At 52.7% G+C, this 17,410-nt stretch carries 15 protein-coding genes; 10 read left to right on the forward strand and 5 right to left on the reverse strand.

The genetic code is table 11. The annotated features are described in order from the left end of the window. The first annotated feature begins 15 nt into the window (after window positions 1–15). The 4 genes from dam to trpS are packed head-to-tail and all read left to right on the forward strand — an operon-like array spanning window position 16 to window position 3,264. Window positions 16–831 (forward strand): adenine-specific DNA-methyltransferase, encoded by an 816-nt coding sequence (dam, locus tag DRI82_RS08320; RefSeq protein ID WP_114193037.1) that lies wholly within the window; start codon window positions 16–18, stop codon window positions 829–831. A 58-nt stretch (window positions 832–889) separates the two neighbouring features. Next, the gene (gene rpe, locus DRI82_RS08325; RefSeq protein WP_114193038.1) at window positions 890–1,567 is read left to right on the forward strand and encodes a ribulose-phosphate 3-epimerase; all 678 of its coding nucleotides are present in this window, start codon (window positions 890–892) and stop codon (window positions 1,565–1,567) included. Beyond that, window positions 1,560–2,258, forward strand: a complete 699-nt coding sequence (locus tag DRI82_RS08330; RefSeq protein WP_114193039.1) for a phosphoglycolate phosphatase — start codon at window positions 1,560–1,562, stop codon at window positions 2,256–2,258. The genes rpe and DRI82_RS08330 overlap by 8 nt, the downstream gene beginning before the upstream one ends. Window position 2,259: 1 nt before the next feature. Further along, on the forward strand, window positions 2,260–3,264 hold the full coding sequence (gene trpS / locus DRI82_RS08335; protein WP_114193040.1) for a tryptophan--tRNA ligase: 1,005 nt from the start codon (window positions 2,260–2,262) through the stop codon (window positions 3,262–3,264). Between the two features lie 70 nt (window positions 3,265–3,334). Here the strand turns inward: trpS and cysG are convergent, their stop codons facing one another. From cysG to nirB, 3 genes are read right to left on the reverse strand one after another with little or no spacing between them, the layout of a single operon-like run. After that, on the reverse strand, window positions 3,335–4,768 hold the full coding sequence (gene cysG / locus DRI82_RS08340) for a siroheme synthase CysG (protein WP_114193041.1): 1,434 nt from the start codon (window positions 4,766–4,768) through the stop codon (window positions 3,335–3,337). A gap of 57 nt (window positions 4,769–4,825) precedes the next feature. Next, entirely contained in the window at window positions 4,826–5,158 is a 333-nt protein-coding gene (gene nirD / locus DRI82_RS08345; RefSeq protein ID WP_114193042.1) for a nitrite reductase small subunit NirD, read from the reverse strand. Further along, window positions 5,155–7,707 carry a nitrite reductase large subunit NirB gene (nirB, locus tag DRI82_RS08350; protein ID WP_114193043.1) on the reverse strand — a complete coding sequence of 851 codons (2,553 nt, stop codon included), beginning with the start codon at window positions 7,705–7,707 and terminating at the stop codon, window positions 5,155–5,157. The genes nirD and nirB overlap by 4 nt, the downstream gene beginning before the upstream one ends. 590 nt (window positions 7,708–8,297) lie before the next feature. Between nirB and DRI82_RS08355 the strand changes: the two genes are divergently transcribed. From DRI82_RS08355 to DRI82_RS08380, 6 genes are all read left to right on the forward strand, one after another. Then, on the forward strand, window positions 8,298–9,452 hold the full coding sequence (locus tag DRI82_RS08355; protein ID WP_114193044.1) for a mandelate racemase family protein: 1,155 nt from the start codon (window positions 8,298–8,300) through the stop codon (window positions 9,450–9,452). A gap of 80 nt (window positions 9,453–9,532) precedes the next feature. Beyond that, window positions 9,533–11,134 carry an ABC transporter substrate-binding protein gene (locus DRI82_RS08360; protein ID WP_114193045.1) on the forward strand — a complete coding sequence of 534 codons (1,602 nt, stop codon included), beginning with the start codon at window positions 9,533–9,535 and terminating at the stop codon, window positions 11,132–11,134. Window positions 11,135–11,308: 174 nt separating this feature from the next. Next, window positions 11,309–12,352, forward strand: a complete 1,044-nt coding sequence (locus DRI82_RS08365; RefSeq protein WP_114193046.1) for an ABC transporter permease — start codon at window positions 11,309–11,311, stop codon at window positions 12,350–12,352. Then, window positions 12,349–13,257 (forward strand): ABC transporter permease, encoded by a 909-nt coding sequence (locus tag DRI82_RS08370; protein ID WP_114193047.1) that lies wholly within the window; start codon window positions 12,349–12,351, stop codon window positions 13,255–13,257. Before DRI82_RS08365 ends, DRI82_RS08370 begins: the two co-directional genes overlap by 4 nt. Next, window positions 13,220–14,098: an ABC transporter ATP-binding protein gene (locus DRI82_RS08375; RefSeq protein ID WP_114193096.1), complete on the forward strand. Its 879-nt coding sequence runs from the start codon at window positions 13,220–13,222 to the stop codon at window positions 14,096–14,098. Before DRI82_RS08370 ends, DRI82_RS08375 begins: the two co-directional genes overlap by 38 nt. Before the next feature lie 25 nt (window positions 14,099–14,123). Then, window positions 14,124–14,900 carry an ABC transporter ATP-binding protein gene (locus DRI82_RS08380; RefSeq protein WP_114193097.1) on the forward strand — a complete coding sequence of 259 codons (777 nt, stop codon included), beginning with the start codon at window positions 14,124–14,126 and terminating at the stop codon, window positions 14,898–14,900. Between the two features lie 91 nt (window positions 14,901–14,991). Here DRI82_RS08380 and tsgA read toward each other — a convergent pair whose 3' ends face one another. Continuing rightward, on the reverse strand, window positions 14,992–16,179 hold the full coding sequence (gene tsgA, locus DRI82_RS08385) for an MFS transporter TsgA (protein WP_114193048.1): 1,188 nt from the start codon (window positions 16,177–16,179) through the stop codon (window positions 14,992–14,994). A 199-nt stretch (window positions 16,180–16,378) separates the two neighbouring features. Then, entirely contained in the window at window positions 16,379–17,356 is a 978-nt protein-coding gene (locus DRI82_RS08390) for a LacI family DNA-binding transcriptional regulator (RefSeq protein ID WP_114193049.1), read from the reverse strand. Window positions 17,357–17,410: the final 54 nt, after the last annotated feature.

Here is a 17,410-nt window from a genome sequence, read left to right on the forward strand (position 1 = left end):
TAGCTAACTGACGGCATGAAGAAAAACCGCGCTTTTTTAAAATGGGCTGGTGGTAAATACCCTCTGGTAGAAGAGATTAAACGCTATCTCCCAGAGGGTAACTGCTTGATTGAACCCTTTGTAGGTGCGGGCTCGGTGTTTTTGAATACCGACTATGAAAATTATATTCTGGCCGACATCAACAGTGATTTAATCAATCTTTACAACATCGTAAAGCTGCGAACCGACGATTTTGTGCGCGATTCCCGCGTGCTTTTCGCCAGTGAATTCAATCAATCCGAATGTTTCTATGCCATGCGGGAAGAGTTCAACAGCAGCAGCGACGCCTATCGCCGGGCAATTCTTTTTCTCTACTTGAACCGCCACTGTTACAACGGTCTGTGCCGTTATAACCTGAGTGGGGAGTTCAACGTTCCTTTTGGACGCTATAAGAAGCCCTATTTCCCGGAAGACGAACTCTATTGGTTTGCTGAAAAAGCCAGCAAGGCCACTTTTGTCTGTGAGCACTACCAGGACACGCTGACCAAAGCGCTCGCTGGCTCGGTGGTATATTGTGATCCACCTTATGCACCCCTGTCGGCAACCGCCAACTTTACTGCGTATCACACCAACAATTTCAGCGTTACCGATCAGAAGAATCTGGCACGGCTGGCAACTCAGTTATCGGTTGAGAACCAAATCCCGGTGCTGATTTCCAACCATGATACTGAATTGACGCGTGACTGGTATTTTCAGGCATCGTCACTGTATGTGGTAAAGGCGCGCAGAACGATCAGCCGTAATATTCTTGGTCGTAGTAAAGTGAACGAACTTTTGGCGCTGTACAGCTAACATCCGGTCGTGCGTCGAGTCCGGATCAATGTTAAAACTCTATCGTTAGGAGAAACGGATGAAACAATACTTGATTGCCCCGTCCATTCTGTCGGCTGATTTTGCCCGTTTGGGTGAAGATACCGCGAAGGTATTAGCTGCCGGTGCCGATGTGGTTCATTTCGATGTTATGGATAACCATTATGTCCCTAACCTGACGATAGGCCCGGCAGTCTGCCAGGCGCTGCGTAATTACGGCATTACCGCGCCGATCGATGTGCATTTGATGGTGAAACCGGTTGACCGTTTGATTCCGGATTTTGCCGCTGCGGGTGCCAGTTTTATCACCTTTCACCCTGAAGCGTCTGAGCATGTCGATCGCACGCTGCAACTGATTAAAGATCATGGCTGTAAAGCCGGTCTGGTGTTGAATCCGGCAACGCCGCTGAGCTATCTGGATTACGTGATGGATAAACTGGACATCATTCTGCTGATGTCGGTCAACCCGGGTTTTGGTGGTCAGTCGTTCATTCCAGGTACGCTCGATAAACTACGTCAGGTACGCAAACTGATCGATGACAGCGGTTTCGATATCCGTCTGGAAGTGGATGGCGGTGTGAAAGTCGACAATATTCATGAAATTGCCGCTGCCGGAGCTGATATGTTCGTGGCCGGTTCCGCTATTTTCAATCAGCCGGATTATCAGGCGGTGATTGAGAAAATGCGCAGTGAACTGTCCAAGGTGTTGTATGGCTGATTTTTCGCATATCCGTGGCCTGGCTTTCGACCTGGATGGCACGCTGGTAGATAGCGCTCCAGGGTTGGCGCAGGCCATTGATATGGCATTGGAAAAAGCTGGCCTGCCGCAAGCCGGGGAAGCCCTCGTGGGCACCTGGATCGGCAATGGCGCGGATGTGCTGGTGGAACGTGCATTGCGCTGGGCTGAAGCCGATATTACACCGGAAATGTGTCGTGCAACGCGTCAGGCGTTTGATCGCTATTATGCGCAAACCGTCGAAAGCGGCAGCCGTTTGTTCCCACAGGTTCAGGAAACGCTGGCACAATTGGCCGCGCACCGTTTACCTATGGGACTGATTACCAACAAGCCGACGCCGTTTGTTGCTCCACTGCTTGCCTCACTGGGTATTGCTGACTACTTTTCGCTGATCATTGGTGGCGATGATGTCACTGAAAAAAAACCGCATCCGGCCCCGCTCTATCTGATGTTGGGTAAGTTCGGATTGCGCGCCAGTGAAATGGTTTTCGTCGGCGATTCCCGTAACGATATTCAGGCCGCTCAGGCTGCCGGTTGTCCTTCAATCGGTCTGACCTACGGTTATAACTACGGCGAAGCGATTGCCTTGAGCAAGCCCGATCGGGTTTTGGAACGCTTTGCCGATCTGCTGCCCACTCTTGGGCTGTCAACTTCAACGAATCAGGAAGCATAAAATGAGTAAGCCCATCGTATTCAGTGGCGCGCAGCCATCGGGTGAATTGACTATTGGCAACTATATGGGTGCGCTGCGTCAGTGGGTGAGGATGCAGGATGAGTATGACTGCATCTACTGTATCGTTGATCTGCATGCAATCACCGTTCGTCAGGATGCCGATCGACTGAGAAAAGCCACGCTGGATACCCTGGCGCTCTATCTCGCCTGCGGAATAGATCCACAGAAAAGCACCATTTTTGTCCAGTCGCACGTCCCTGAACACACCCAATTGAGCTGGGTGCTGAACTGCTACACCTATTTTGGCGAACTGAGCCGAATGACGCAGTTCAAGGATAAATCTACCCGCTACGCAGAAAACATCAATGCCGGGCTGTTCAGTTATCCGGTGCTGATGGCGGCAGATATCCTGCTGTACCAGACCACACAGGTTCCAGTGGGTGAAGATCAGAAACAGCATTTGGAACTCAGCCGTGATGTCGCTTCGCGCTTTAATGCCCTGTACGGCGACGTGTTCAAAGTGCCAGAACCGTTCATTCCGAAGTCGGGTGCGCGGGTGATGTCACTGCAAGAGCCGACCAAGAAAATGTCCAAGTCGGATGATAACCGCAACAACGTTATCGGCCTGCTGGAAGACCCGAAAGAGATCGTCAAAAAGATCAAGCGTGCGATGACTGACTCCGATGAGCCGCCTGTCGTTCGCTACGATATCGCCAACAAAGCCGGTGTTTCCAATCTTCTGGATATTCTTTCTGGCGTGACGGGCAAAACCATCCCGCAACTGGAAGCCGAGTTTGAAGGACAAATGTACGGTCACTTGAAAGGCGCAGTGGCTGATGCCGTTTCTGGCATGCTGGGTGAATTGCAGGAGCGGTATCACCGTTTCCGTAACGACGAGGCTTTGCTGCAACAGGTTATGCGTGATGGCGCGCAAAAAGCCCGTGCGCGTGCGCAGGAAACGTTGAGCAAGGTTTATCAGGCTGTTGGGTTCGTCTCTCAGCCTTAAGTCTTAAAACCGTCCTGTGTATGGGATAGGTATTTCTGTTCGAAAACCACCGCGCTAAACGGTGGTTTTTTTATGGCAAAAGCGTGCGGACTCCAGCCTGACAAGTCTGATCTGGGGCATCATTAACCTGATTCAGCGAAGCAAACCAATTCAGTTTTTCCCTGAGTGACACCACGCTACCGACGATAATCAGGCTGGGACTGACCACCTGCTGCGAAAGCAGCGCCAACTGCGATAACTCACCCGTCACTACTTTTTGCCGCGAAGTTGTGCCGTTTTCTACCAATGCTACTGGCATAGTGGCGGCCATGCCGTGGTCGATCAATTGGCGCTGTATTTCCCCAGCCTGTGACAGGCCCATGTAAAACACCAGCGTCTGTTTCCCGCACGCCAGATTATCCCAGTCAAGACAACCCTCTGTTTTCGCATGTCCGGTAACCAGCCTCACGCTCTGGGCATGGTCGCGGTGCGTCAGAGGAATACCGCTGTATGCTGAACAGCCCGATGCTGCGGTAATACCTGGAACCACCGAGAAGGGAATACCGGCCAGCGCCAGTGTTTCCAACTCTTCACCGCCGCGGCCAAAGATAAAGGGATCACCGCCTTTCAAGCGGACAACGCGCTTTCCTTGCTGCGCCTGTTGAACCAGAATCTGGTTGATTTCGTCCTGCGGCACACAATGATGTCCGGCTCGTTTCCCGACAAAAATGCGCTCTGCATCGCGCCGAACCAGATTCATTATCTCGTCTGATACCAATCGGTCATACACCACAACATCGGCCTGCTGAATCTGCTGTAGACCTTTGAGCGTCAGTAAGCCCGCGTCACCCGGCCCAGCGCCGACCAATACGACTTCTCCCTGCTGGGTGAGCGGTTGAGAGAATAGGCGCTCGATATGTTGTTCAGACTGGTGTTTGTCATGGTTAGCCAGCGATTGAGCCAAACGGTCGTGATTAAATAGAGCTTCCCAGAAGCGACGCCGTGATGACCCGAGCGAAAATTGCTGTTTGACCCTTTGGCGCAAACTGCCAGCAATCTGCGCCAATTTCCCCAGATGCTGCGGCAGCGTGGCTTCAAGTTTTTCACGCAACAACCGCGCCAATACTGGCGCTTTGCCGCCTGACGAGACGGCGACCATAATCGGGGAGCGATCAATGATGGAGGGCATGATAAAACTCGCCCGTTTGGGATCATCAACCACATTGCAGAACACCCGCATTTGGTTGGCAGTTTGGTAAACCAGCGCATTAACTTCCACCCGATCGGTAGCGGCAATAACCAGCCACTTTTCTGCCAGCAGATTCGTAGCAAATGGGCCACGCACCAGCGTCAGATCACCGTTTTCCGCCCAATGCTCAAATTGCGCTGAAAAAGCGGTGGCATTGACAGTCAGTTCCGCTCCGGCGTTCAATAGCAGACGCGCTTTACGTTCGGCCACCTCACCCGCCCCCACCAGCAGGCAAGCCTTTTGTTGTAACTGACAGAAAATAGGTAAGTAATCCATGCATGCTCTCGGTGGAGTGAAAATAGGCCCGCGGTTTAACGCGGGCGAGGGGAATGATTACGCGTGAGATTTTACCTGAATAATGCCGTCAACGACCCGGGTATCGAAGCGGGGAATTGAACGGCCCCCATCCTCCAGACAATAGCCATCATGCAGCCTGAAATGCTGTTTTTTCAAGGGGCTGGTGATCCACAGATCGCCTTGATGTTCAGCAATCAATCCGCGTGACAGCACGCTGGCCTGCGCGAACGGATCGATATTGCTCAGTGCAAAAATCTGTTGGTCCTGATACGGACGAAACAAGGCTATTTGACGATCGCCAACCAATGCACAAACGCCGGTGGCAGGTAAAATATCCTCTAATGGGCAAACGGTATTCCACTGGCTCATGCGTGATTCTCCTCGGTTTCCACAACAGTAACGGCAATGCGTTCTTCCGGACGGGCAGGGCGATGCTGCTCACGTTCATTCACCATCTGCACATTGGGATCGCGCTGATTACTGTTGATGAAATGGGCGAAACGCGCTTGTGCCGCCGGGTCTTGCAGGGTGTCCTGCCATTCGCAACTCACCAGTGCCCGCAGGCGTGCCAATTCCGCCTCCAGTTGTTCGTTCAGGCCGAGTTTGTCGTCAACAATCACTGCGCGCAGATAGTCGATGCCGCCTTCCAGACTCTCCAGCCATACGGAGGTGCGCTGCAACTTGTCTGCGGTGCGGATATAAAACATCATGAAGCGATCAAGATAGCGGACGAGGGTGTCGCGATCGAGATCGGCTGCCAACAGATCGGCGTGGCGTGGTTTCATCCCGCCATTACCGCAAACGTAGAGATTCCAACCGTTTTCGGTGGCGATGATACCCACGTCCTTACCCTGTGCTTCAGCACATTCGCGGGTACAGCCGGAAACACCGAACTTCATTTTATGCGGCGTGCGTATGCCTTTGAACCGATGCTCCAATTCCACGCCAAAGCCCACGCTGTCACCAACGCCATAACGACACCAGGTACTGCCGACGCAGGTTTTTGCCATGCGTAATGCTTTGGCATAGGCCTGGCCGGTTTCGAATCCTGCGGCAATCAGTTTTGCCCAGATAGCAGGCAGGTCGTCTTTTTGCGCACCAAACATCCCGATGCGTTGTGAACCGGTCATCTTGGTATACAGATTGTACTCTCTGGCGATCTTCCCGACGGCAATCAGCCCTTCTGGCGTAATCTCCCCGCCCGGTGAGCGCGGAATGACCGAGTAGGTGCCATCTTTCTGCATATTGGCCAGGAAAATGTCGTTGGTATCCTGCAAAGGCGTATGCTGGGGTTTCAGCACAAAGTCGTTCCAGCACGAAGCCAGCAGTGAACCAACGGTCGGTTTACACACTTCACAACCATAGCCCTTGCCGTATTTTGTCAGAAGTTCTTCGAATGATTTAATGCCATCGACCCGAATCAGGTGGTACAACTCTTGCCGCGAATAGGCGAAGTGCTCGCAAAGATGATGATTGACTTCAATGCCTTGCTTGCTCAGTTCTGCATTCATCACTTGGGTAATCAGGGGTATACAACCACCGCAGCCGGTTCCGGCCTTGGTTTCTGATTTGATCGCGGCAACGGTATGGCATCCCATATTGACCGCCGCAATAATATCTCCCTTGGAAACGTCAAAGCAGGAGCAAATTTGTGCGCTGTCGGGTAATGATTCCACACCCAGTGCCGGTTTACCGCTGCCTGCGTGCGCAGGTAAAATCAGACTGTCGGGGTTTTCCGGGAGTTCGATGGCGTTGAGCGCCAATTGCAGAAGATTACCGTAATCTGAAGTATCACCCACCAGTACCGCACCGAGCAGGGTTTTATTGTCAGCGCTGACCACCAGACGCTTGTACACCTCTTTGCTTTCATCGAGATAAACGTAGCTCCGCGCTCCTTCTGTCCGTGCATGTGCATCGCCGATACCACCGACGTCAACACCCAGAAGTTTCAGCTTGGCGCTCATATCTGCGCCTTGAAAACGGTTTTCGCGGGCCAGCAAATGATCGGCGGTAACCTGCGCCATTTTATAACCGGGTGCGACCAGACCGAAGGTGCGGTCATTCCACGCCGCGCATTCGCCAATGGCATAAACATCAGGATCAGAGGTTTGGCAAAGGTCGTTGATGGCTATGCCACCACGACGACCGGTTGCCAGACCACATTGCAGCGCCAGCTTGTCCTGCGCGCGTATACCGGTCGAAAAGACCACGAAGTCGACGTCAAGCGCTGTGCCATCGGCAAAGATCATGCTTTTGCGTGCTTCATGGCCGCTATTGGTAATTTCCTGGGTATTCTTGCCGGTATGGACCTTTACCCCCATCCGCTCAATTTTCTGGCGTAACTGATAGCCACCCATCGGGTCTAACTGCTCGGCCATCAACACCGGTGCGAATTCGATAACGTGCGTTTCTAGGCCGAGATTTTTCAGGGCACCCGCCGCTTCGAGGCCCAACAGACCGCCACCCACCACGGCACCGCTTTTACTGCGCCGGGCGCAGGCTTCGATGGCGTTCAGATCTTCAATTGTCCGGTAGACGAAACAGTCCTGGGTATCCGCTCCCTTGATAGGCGGGATCCAGGGATATGAACCGGTGGCCATGATCAATTTGTCGTAATAGACGGTGCGGCCCGTATTGGAGTGTATGACTTTTTCGACGCGGTTAATGGTGATAGCACGCTCGCCGATCAGGACTTTCACGCCATGCTTTTGGTAGTAGCCTTCGCGTACGAGGGAAAGCTCTTCAGCCGTGTGGTGCGAGAAGTAGGAAGAGAGATGAACACGATCGTAAGCGATTCGAGGCTCTTCACAAAAAACCGTGATATCGAATTGGTCCTTTTCTGCCTTATCCAGCAAGTCCTCGATAAAGCGATGACCCACCATGCCGTTACCGATAATCGCGAGTTTGACTTTGCTCATTTTTGCCTCAAATTTGAATTTCCTGCGCCTAACATAGCCTTCCGCCACAGGCTTTCTTTGATACAAATCAAACCAGTCCCCATATACCCACAAGGTGGTATATGATTGATTTTGTTGAAAATTAGATAAGTTTCGGTTTTCCTTCAACTTTAGCTGAATCGTGTCAAAAACCGAACTTTTTCCTGTTCAGGGAAAAAACCATGAGATGTGTTGATAAATTTCCCGAAAGACGGGTTTGCAGGCCTTTGTGGATGATGCCTTGTGAAGGGAGTAAAAATGCAGAAAGTGATGACCATCACATTCGCCGCGGATACTGGTGATATTGCTCACAAGACCTTGTGCGAATGCACAACTAAAGCGGTGATAATCTCTTCATTTGCCTTTAATTGCCTAATGACTAATCACTGGCAATCCTCAATACTTTTAGAAAATAAAACACTATTTTGATTAACTGGATCGGACGTTTTATTTAGTCATGAGAAACGCATCGAAGGGGTTGTGTTCTCTTTCAGTCAATAGCCTCTCATAGCTCGATAAGACGGTACTACTCTGGATGGACTAACCGTGTTGAATATCAAGGCAGGTAGCACGTGAAAATAGATGCAATAGACGTCACCGTATTTACTTATCCAACCCGCCGCGAGTCTGACAGCGCCGGACATTCGCACCCTGGGAAAGAGTCACAGGCAAAAATGGCAATGATGACCATTACTGCCGATGACGGTCAGAAAGGTTACGCATTTTCTCCTGCAGAAATTATCCGCCCACATATTGTCAATGCATTCCTACGCAAGGTCCTGATTGGACAGAACCCCTTTGATCGCGAACGCCTGTGGCAGGATTTGGTGCACTGGCAGCGTGGCAGTGCCAATCAGTTGACCGACCGCGCCCTGGCGGTGGCCGAGCAGGCGATTTGGGATTTGATTGGGCGTTCGCTTAACGTACCTGTTCACAAACTGCTCGGCGGTTATCGTGAAAAGGTACCGGCTTATGGCAGCACGATGTGCGGTGATGAGCTGGAAGGTGGGTTATCAACCCCGGAAGAGTATGGCCGTTTCGCTGAGAAACTGGTCCAGCGCGGTTATCAGGCGATCAAGTTGCACACCTGGATGCCCCCCGTTTCTTTTGCACCGAGCCCGAAGATGGACGTCAAAGCCTGTGCCGCCGTGCGCGAAGCCGTTGGCCCCGATGTGGCGCTGATGCTGGATGGTTATCATTGGTACAGCCGCAGTGATGCACTGTATATCGGACGTGAATTGCAGAAGCTCAACTTCGCCTGGTTTGAAGAACCGATGGAAGAGCAGAGCATGGACTCTTACCGCTGGCTGACCCAGAACCTTGACATCGATGTTATCGGGCCTGAAAGCCTGTCCGGCAAATATTTCAGTCGTGCTGACTGGGTCAAAGCGGGTGCTTGTGACATCTTGCGCGCCGGTGTTCAGGGCGTTGGCGGTATAGGCCCCTGCATGAAAGTGGCGGCGCTGGCGGAATCCTTCGGTATGGACTGTGAGATTCATGGCAATGGTCCGGCCAACTTGATGGTTGTGGGAGCGATTAAAAACTGCCGTTGGTATGAGCGCGGTTTACTGCATCCCTTCCTTGATTACGATGAGCCAGCGGCTTACCTCAACAGCATTATCGACCCAATGGATGATGAAGGCTTTGTCCATTTGCCAACGCGCCCTGGACTCGGCGAAGACATTAATTTTTCCTGGATTGAACAACATACCCTGAGTCACGAATAAGCACAGGCAACGACCTGCGTGATGCAGCCCATAAATAATAAAAATGATGGTTTTCATACCTTCCCACCTGGAGATGGCACATGAAAGCGTTTAGAACACTGATCCTCACCCTACTTTTTTTCAGCCTTACCCCGGCAGCGCTGTATGCCAAAACACCTGATGATCAACTGATCATCGGTATGAATATGAACAATTTGCTCTCTCTCGATCCTGCCGCAATGACGGGTAATGAAGTGGTTGGGATTATCGCCAATATCTACGATTCACTGGTGGAGCTGGATCCTAACGATTTGACCAAGGTGTTGCCTGCCGCAGCGGAAAGCTGGAGCGTCAGCGATGACGGTAACGTCATTACGTTCAATTTGCGCAAAGGCATCAAGTTCCATTCAGGTAATCCGATGACGGCAGAGGATTTTGCCTGGTCGATGAACCGTCTGCTGCATTTGAATATGGCGCAGGCCACGACCTGGAAGTCTTACGGATTCACAGCGGATAACGTGCAGCAGATGATCCGCGCCAAAGATCCACAGACTATCGAAATTGAGCTGCCGAAAGCCAACGATCCCAAACTGATGATCTATTCGCTGGCGACGCTGGGCAGTGGTTCGATTCTCGACAGCAAAGAGCTGATGAAACACGAAAAGAACAACGACTGGGGCAACGCCTGGCTGACTACCAACGAAGCCGGTTCAGGTCCGTTCAAACTGGATGTCTGGCAGGCGAAAGACGTGCTGCGCATCAGTCGGGTTGATGATTACTGGCGTGGTGATGCCAAATTGAAGCGAGTGATTTTCCGCCATATGACGGAATCTCAGTCACTGCGTCTGATGCTGGAGAAAGGGGATATCGATATCGCCAGCGGCATGTCGGTGCCGGATATCAATGCGCTGAAAGGCAATCCAGACGTTGAAGTGAAAGAGGTGACCAAAGGCACGCTGTATTACGTGGCGATGAGTCTGAAAAACAAGCAATTCGAAAACCCGAAAGTCCGTGAAGCAGTGCGCTATCTGATTGATTACGTTGGTATCAACCAGACCATCATGCCGGGGTATGGTTTCTCTCACCAGCGCCCTATTCAAAAAGGTATGGACTCCACTCTGCCGGATCCGGGTTACACCCTCGATGTGGCGAAAGCGAAAGCATTGCTGGCAGAAGCGGGTTATCCGGACGGTTTCGAAACCACGTTGCGGGTGCTCTCCGATCAACCGTTTATCAACGTCGCGACGTCCGTGCAGTCCACGCTGGCGCAAGCCGGAATCAAAGCCAAAATCATTTCGGGTACGGGTAATCAGGTCTACGGTGCCATGCGTGACCGCAATTTCGACATGCTGGTAGGTCGTGGCGGTGGCGGTGTGGATCCACATCCGCACTCCAGTCTGCGTTCCATTGCCTATAACCCGGATAACAGTGATGCCGCACGGCTGACCAACTTCCAGGGATGGCGCACCTCGTTCTACGACAAGCAGTTGAACGAGATGATTGACGCCGCCCTGTTAGAAAAAGATGCGCAGAAACAGAAGCAGATGTATGCGGATGTCCAGAATCGCTATGACGCATTGTACCCGGCGATCCTGCCTATTTCGCAAATGATTGACTCTGTCGTGCTGCGCAAGGATGTGAAGGATTACATTCCGCATCCGTCTTCGACCACGCATTTGCGCGAGGTGTACAAGCAACGTTGATTCGCCTGCACGCCGCGGCCTGCGGCATCTGGCCCTGGTTGAAGTGCAGGGTGATTTCATCAACATCATGATGAATCAACAGCACTTCAGCCATTGCTTTGTTGCCGGGATCCACCAGCACCCGCAGGGAAAGGGATTTTTTCCCTGTCGGGAGACATCGCTCGAGGAGACGTCATGAAAGTATCAGACTGGTTTCAGTCAGGCGGTATAGCCCACAGACTGACCAAGCGGTTATTTCAGGTAGCGATAACGCTATTTGGCCTGTTAATCCTCACTTTTATCATCGGCCGGGTCATGCCAATCGATCCGGTTCTGGCGATAGTGGGTCAGGATGCCGATCAGAGTACTTACCAACAGGTTTATCAGCAGCTAGGGCTGGATAAGCCGCTATGGACGCAATTCTTTATCTATTTCAATGCCCTGCTGCACGGCGATTTGGGCAATGCCCTGCTCACTGGCCGTCCGGTAGTGGATGACATTATCCGCGTGTTCCCTGCCACCATCGAACTGGCGACGATGGCGATTATCGTCGGTGCCGGTCTGGGCGTTCCGCTTGGTGTACTGGCTGCTGCCCGCCGTGGCAAAACGGCTGACTACATTGTCCGTTTTATCAGTCTGGCAGGTTATTCAACGCCCATCTTCTGGGTCGGGATGATGGGGTTGCTGGTGTTCTATGCCTGGTTGAACTGGGTCGGCGGTGCAGGTCGTGTGGACATGGCCTATGACGGCATTGTGGAGAGCCGTACCGGTTTATTGCTGGTGGATTCTCTGTTGGCAGGTGATTGGGATGTTTTTCGCAGCGCGTTGAATCATCTGGTTCTTCCGGCAACCTTGCTGGGTTTTCACTCCCTGGCCTACATCAGCCGTATGACCCGCAGTTTCATGCTGGCGCAGTTGTCGCAGGAATACATCATCACCGCCCGGGTGAAAGGTCTGTCTGAGGTTCGTGTGGTGTGGGGGCATGCCTTCAGGAATATTCTGGTGCAGTTGCTGACCGTGGTGGCGCTGGCGTATGGCTCATTGCTTGAAGGTGCCGTGTTAATCGAGACCGTTTTCTCGTGGCCGGGTTTCGGCTCGTATCTCACCGGCAGTCTTCTGCTGGGTGATATGAATGCGGTGATGGGGTGTGTGCTGCTGGTGGGATTGATCTTCGTTACGCTCAACCTGCTGTCCGACATGCTGTATCAGATCTTTGACCCAAGGACTAACGCATCATGAGTATTTCAACGGAACCGGATACGCGCCCTGGAACGTCGGAAGGTGGAGCCGCATCGCTCGTCAATGCGTGCCGACGCATCGGTGGATTTCTTTGGCTGATGATGAAGAACCCGCTGACGGCGATCGGTCTGGTGATTATTTTACTGTTAATTGTAGTCGCGATGTTCGCCCCATGGATCGCCACACACGACCCGTTAACCCAGGATCTGGCCAATGCTTTGCAGGCACCGGGTGCCGCCCACTGGTTCGGGACTGACGAGTTTGGCCGTGATGTCTTCAGCCGTCTGGTCTACGGTTCACGCATTACGTTGTATATCGTGGCGCTGGTGTCGGTCACCGTGGGGCCGATTGGCCTGATGCTGGGCGTCGTTGCCGGGTATTACGGCGGCGTGGTGGATTCTATCCTGATGCGTATCACGGATATTTTCATCTCCTTCCCCAGTCTGGTCCTGGCGCTGGCCTTTGTGGCCGCACTTGGCCCGGGTCTGGAGCATGTGGTCATTGCGATTACCCTGACGGCGTGGCCACCTATTGCCCGTCTGGCAAGGGCCGAAACACTCTCCCTGCGCAAAGCTGACTTTGTGTCTGCGGTGAAATTACAAGGGGCATCTTCGCTGCGGATTCTGGTTCATCACATTGTTCCACTCTGTCTGCCGTCGGTAATTATCCGTATCACCATGAATATGGCCGGGATTATCCTGACTGCCGCAGGGTTGGGTTTCCTCGGTCTTGGCGCACAGCCGCCAGATCCAGAGTGGGGTGCGATGATCTCTGCCGGACGCCGTTACATGATGGAGTGCTGGTGGTTGGTCACGATTCCGGGGCTGGCGATTCTGATCAACAGTCTGGCATTCAATTTCTTAGGAGATGGCCTACGTGACATCCTCGATCCAAGAACTGAATAATTCCGGTGCGCCGTTACTGGACGTCAGTAACCTGCGCGTAAGCTTTGTTAACGGTAAAGCCGTGACGGATGCGGTGCGCGGCGTGTCTTTTACGCTGGGTCGCGAAAAACTGGCGATAGTGGGCGAATCCGGATCCGGTAAATCGACGGTAGGGCGTGCGTTACTGAAGTTGCATCCGGGCAGTGCGCGGATCACCGCCGACTGCATGCGTTTCGCTGAAATAGATCTGCTGAATGCCAGCGAGCCCTTGATGCGTAAAGTGCGCGGTAAACGCATGTCGATGATCATGCAGGATCCGAAATACTCGCTGAATCCTGTGGTGTGCGTGGGCGATCAGATTGCTGAGGCTTATCTGGCCCATCACCGGGTATCGCGGCGTGAAGCGCGGGAAAAAGTGCTGGAAATGCTTGATGTGGTACGCATCCGGCAGCCTGAGCGGGTTTACGCCCTCTATCCACATGAAGTTTCGGGTGGTCAGGGGCAGCGCATCATGATTGCGATGATGCTGATTACTGACCCGGAAATCGTCATTGCGGACGAACCCACGTCGGCGCTGGATGTGTCGGTGCGATTGCAGGTTTTGGCGATGCTCGACTCGCTGGTTGAAGAGCGCGGCCTCGGGCTGATTTTCATCAGTCACGATATCAATCTGGTGCGCAGTTTCTGCGATCGGGTGCTGGTGATGTACGCTGGACGAGTGGTGGAGTCGATAGCTGCCCGTGATTTGGACAATGCCCAGCACCCTTACACGCGTGGCCTGCTCGATGCGTTGCCAGACATTGCCTGCCCACGCCCGAGCCTGCCGGTGATGACCCGCGATCCCGCCTGGCTGGATGGATAAGGAGCTGACTATGTTACAAGCGACAATGATTGCGATTAAGAATCTTAATCTCTCATTCGGGCAGGGCAGCGCGATAAATCAGGTGCTGTTTGATGTCGATCTGAATGTCAAAGACGGAGAAATTTTCGGGCTGGTGGGTGAATCGGGATCGGGAAAAACCACGGTGCTGAAATGTCTGGCGGGTCTGTTCAACCATTGGCAGGGTGAATTAACCATTGAGGGGCAACGTCTGGCGCATCGTATCGATCGCGACCGTTGTCGCAAGGTGCAGATGGTCTTTCAGGATCCCTATGGTTCGCTGCACCCGCGTCACACTGTTGAGTCAATTCTTGAGGAACCGCTGCTGATCCACCGTTTCCGCGACCGCAGTAAACGCATTGATGCCATGCTCGATAAGGTGGGGTTGGGTGCGAATTTCCGTCGCCGCTATCCGCACCAGCTGTCTGGTGGACAGCGTCAGCGCGTGGCCATTGCCCGGGCATTGATTCTGGAACCGCGGGTGCTGCTGCTCGATGAACCTACGTCAGCACTGGATGTCTCGGTTCAGGCTGAAATTCTGAATCTGTTGGCTGAACTGCAACAGCGTGAAAAACTGACCTATCTGCTGGTGACCCATGATTTGGGCGTCATTGCACACCTCTGCCATAAAGTGGCAGTGATGCAGCACGGGCGTATTCTGGAAACGTTGAATACGGCGGATCTGACGCGGGATACGCCGAAAACGGATTATACCAACATGCTGGTGAATGCCAGCCGTCAATACAGCCGCGATCTGGCCGAACAGGCTACGCGTATTGTTTAAGCTTCATCAGGAGCAATAAAAAAGGGTGTCCTGCTTGTGCGGGACCCCCTTTTTAACATTGTCAGTCTTACATCACTTCTACTCTGACGAATTACTCACCGTGATGGCCGTGATTACGGTGCTTGGTGACAAAACCAAGCAGCAGACACATCACGAATACCACCAGATACAGGCCGTTAGCCGTTGCCAGTGCGGCGTGGGTACCGCTGCTTGCCACGATTGGGCCAGTCACCACGAAGGTCAGCATGGTACCAACGGTACCGCAGGTCAGAATGAAGTTCACCAGTTTAGGTGAAGAGACTTTCGTTTGCTGCGAGCCGAGGGTGATCAATGTGGTGTAAATAGCACTGGAGACAAAGCCAAGTGCCAGAATGTAGAACGGCAGCATACCTGGATCATCGGAGCTGACGAACAGATACATCACACCGGTAGAGAGCCCGGCAAGAACGGTGACAATGCGCTGCAAGTCAAAGAAGCGCAGCACAAAACTGAATACCCACATGCCGATCATATAGGCGGTCCAGAAATTACTGACCAGTGTACCGGCCTGACCGATATCCATCTGGAACTGTTTCGCTGCGTATTCCGGTACCCACTGAATGAAGCCCAACTGACCGAGAATGTAGCAGAGTGCGGCAATGGACAGGAACAGCACGCCGATGCCCCATTTTTCTTTCTGCACCGGTTGTGCGTCATCTTTAACCGCGCTCTTGCCCAGTTGCGGAAATTCGGAACACAGAGTGAGGATGAAGATGGCGACATACAGAACACCGATACAGGCGTAAACCCAGTACCAGTTGATATGACGTGCCAGCAGCATTGCGGCGATAATCGGGAACAACATACCGGCCATACTGAAGAATGAGTCGGTAAACAGCAGGCGTGAACCGCGCTGGCGGCCAGCGTACATGTGGGTGATCAGGAAGGTCCCGATCGACATGGTGATCCCGCTCACTACACCTAATATGAACATACAGCCGGAGAAAACCATCAGACTATGGCTGTTCATTAGCCCAATGATCGCAATTATCATCAGCACGAAGCCAAAAATTAACTGACGTTTCAACGGGATGATTTCCATCAACCAGGCATTGAGGAAAATGGCAGCCAGGATACCGGCATTCAAAAAGGTGAAGGTATTGCTCATACTTGAAATAGGCAGTTGGAAGTAATCTGCAATATTTCCCATCACCATCCCTGTGACGATAACCAACGCACCGGTCAGTGCGTAAGAGAAAAAGCTGATCCAGGTAAGCCTGATTCTGTTGCTGTTATTCATAGATGAGGCCTGTCAGTCGAACATAACGTTCTGGGTTAATTAAACTGGCATAACAAGAGCTAATGGATAGCTCATGGCGGCGAATGCTATCATAGGCCACGTAATATTTTGTGACGAAGTTCTTAATTTTTATGCAATGAATGCAATGTTTTTGTGAGTTTTAAGACATGAGTTGGATTGCGCACCCTTGAAATGCCGATCATCTGGGGCTGCTTACCGAGTCGCGCAAGATCACTTGCGGATGAAAATTAACGGCGGGTGAATCAGGATCCAACAGCAGTTGGGTGGCATATTGTGCCATTTCGCTGATCGGGAAATGGACGCTGGTTAATGCCGGGCGAACGAAAGGTGCGCGCAGACCGCTGTCGTAACAGATAAGAGAAATATCTTCGGGAACCCGTAGGTGGTTTTCGTTAATCGCCAGCAGTGCGCCAATCGCCATCTCTTCATTGCAGCAGTAAATTGCCGTTGGAGGCGTGCTGAGCTCCAGTAGTTTTGCGGTACAGGCGTAACCGTCTTCAATAGTGTAATCACCTTCCATGTTGGCGATGGGTTGCAGATGCGCATCACGCATGGCATCTATGAAACCTTGCAGACGCAGGTGGCTGGAAGCCCGAATCAGCGGGCCGCTGATGCAGGCGATGGCGCGATGTCCGGCATCAATCAATGTTTGCGTAGCCAGACGGCTGGCAAGCAGGTGATCAAAACTGACGCAGCGTTGCTCAAGGCTATCGACCTCACGATCGAGCAGGACAAAAGGGTGCGAGTGGGTCGCTAGCTGGCGCAGCTTTTCATCGCTGATATAGCGGACATGCAAGATCAGGCCGTCGCAACGCAGGCTGAACAGACGTTGAATAGCCTCCAGTTCCTTCTCTTCACTGTTGCGACCCTGAGTGACCACCAGCTGTTTTTGATGCAACTCGGCTTCCGTTTGTACAAAATCCATCAACGCGCCGAAAAATCCGCCGCGGTAGGACGTTGTGACCAGACCCAATGTGTTGCTTTGGCTTGAGGCCAGCGCCCGTGCAGCCGGATGCGGCGTATAACCCAGCGCGGCAATTGCCTCATTGACCTTTTCACGCGTGGCGGTTTTCACCTTGGTGTCACCATTGACCACGCGCGAAACGGTGGCCCGGGAAACACCGGCCACCGCCGCTACGTCTTCCAATGTCGCCATAAAAATCTCCCTGACAAGCGGCAATTTCCGGCAGCAGGTGTGAGGGTGCTGTCG

Source organism: Edaphovirga cremea (assembly GCF_003332275.1).
Classification (GTDB): domain Bacteria; phylum Pseudomonadota; class Gammaproteobacteria; order Enterobacterales; family Enterobacteriaceae; genus Edaphovirga; species Edaphovirga cremea.

Coding starts and splice junctions, on each gene's coding strand:
- DRI82_RS08380 (WP_114193097.1), top strand. CDS start 14,124: ATGATTGCGATTAAGAATCTTAATCTCTCATTCGGGCAGGGCAGCGCG.
- nirD (WP_114193042.1), bottom strand. CDS start 5,158: ATGAGCCAGTGGAATACCGTTTGCCCATTAGAGGATATTTTACCTGCC.
- DRI82_RS08330 (WP_114193039.1), top strand. CDS start 1,560: ATGGCTGATTTTTCGCATATCCGTGGCCTGGCTTTCGACCTGGATGGC.
- tsgA (WP_114193048.1), bottom strand. CDS start 16,179: ATGAATAACAGCAACAGAATCAGGCTTACCTGGATCAGCTTTTTCTCT.
- DRI82_RS08375 (WP_114193096.1), top strand. CDS start 13,220: ATGGCCTACGTGACATCCTCGATCCAAGAACTGAATAATTCCGGTGCG.
- DRI82_RS08370 (WP_114193047.1), top strand. CDS start 12,349: ATGAGTATTTCAACGGAACCGGATACGCGCCCTGGAACGTCGGAAGGT.
- dam (WP_114193037.1), top strand. CDS start 16: ATGAAGAAAAACCGCGCTTTTTTAAAATGGGCTGGTGGTAAATACCCT.
- DRI82_RS08365 (WP_114193046.1), top strand. CDS start 11,309: ATGAAAGTATCAGACTGGTTTCAGTCAGGCGGTATAGCCCACAGACTG.
- DRI82_RS08360 (WP_114193045.1), top strand. CDS start 9,533: ATGAAAGCGTTTAGAACACTGATCCTCACCCTACTTTTTTTCAGCCTT.
- trpS (WP_114193040.1), top strand. CDS start 2,260: ATGAGTAAGCCCATCGTATTCAGTGGCGCGCAGCCATCGGGTGAATTG.
- rpe (WP_114193038.1), top strand. CDS start 890: ATGAAACAATACTTGATTGCCCCGTCCATTCTGTCGGCTGATTTTGCC.
- cysG (WP_114193041.1), bottom strand. CDS start 4,768: ATGGATTACTTACCTATTTTCTGTCAGTTACAACAAAAGGCTTGCCTG.
- DRI82_RS08390 (WP_114193049.1), bottom strand. CDS start 17,356: ATGGCGACATTGGAAGACGTAGCGGCGGTGGCCGGTGTTTCCCGGGCC.
- nirB (WP_114193043.1), bottom strand. CDS start 7,707: ATGAGCAAAGTCAAACTCGCGATTATCGGTAACGGCATGGTGGGTCAT.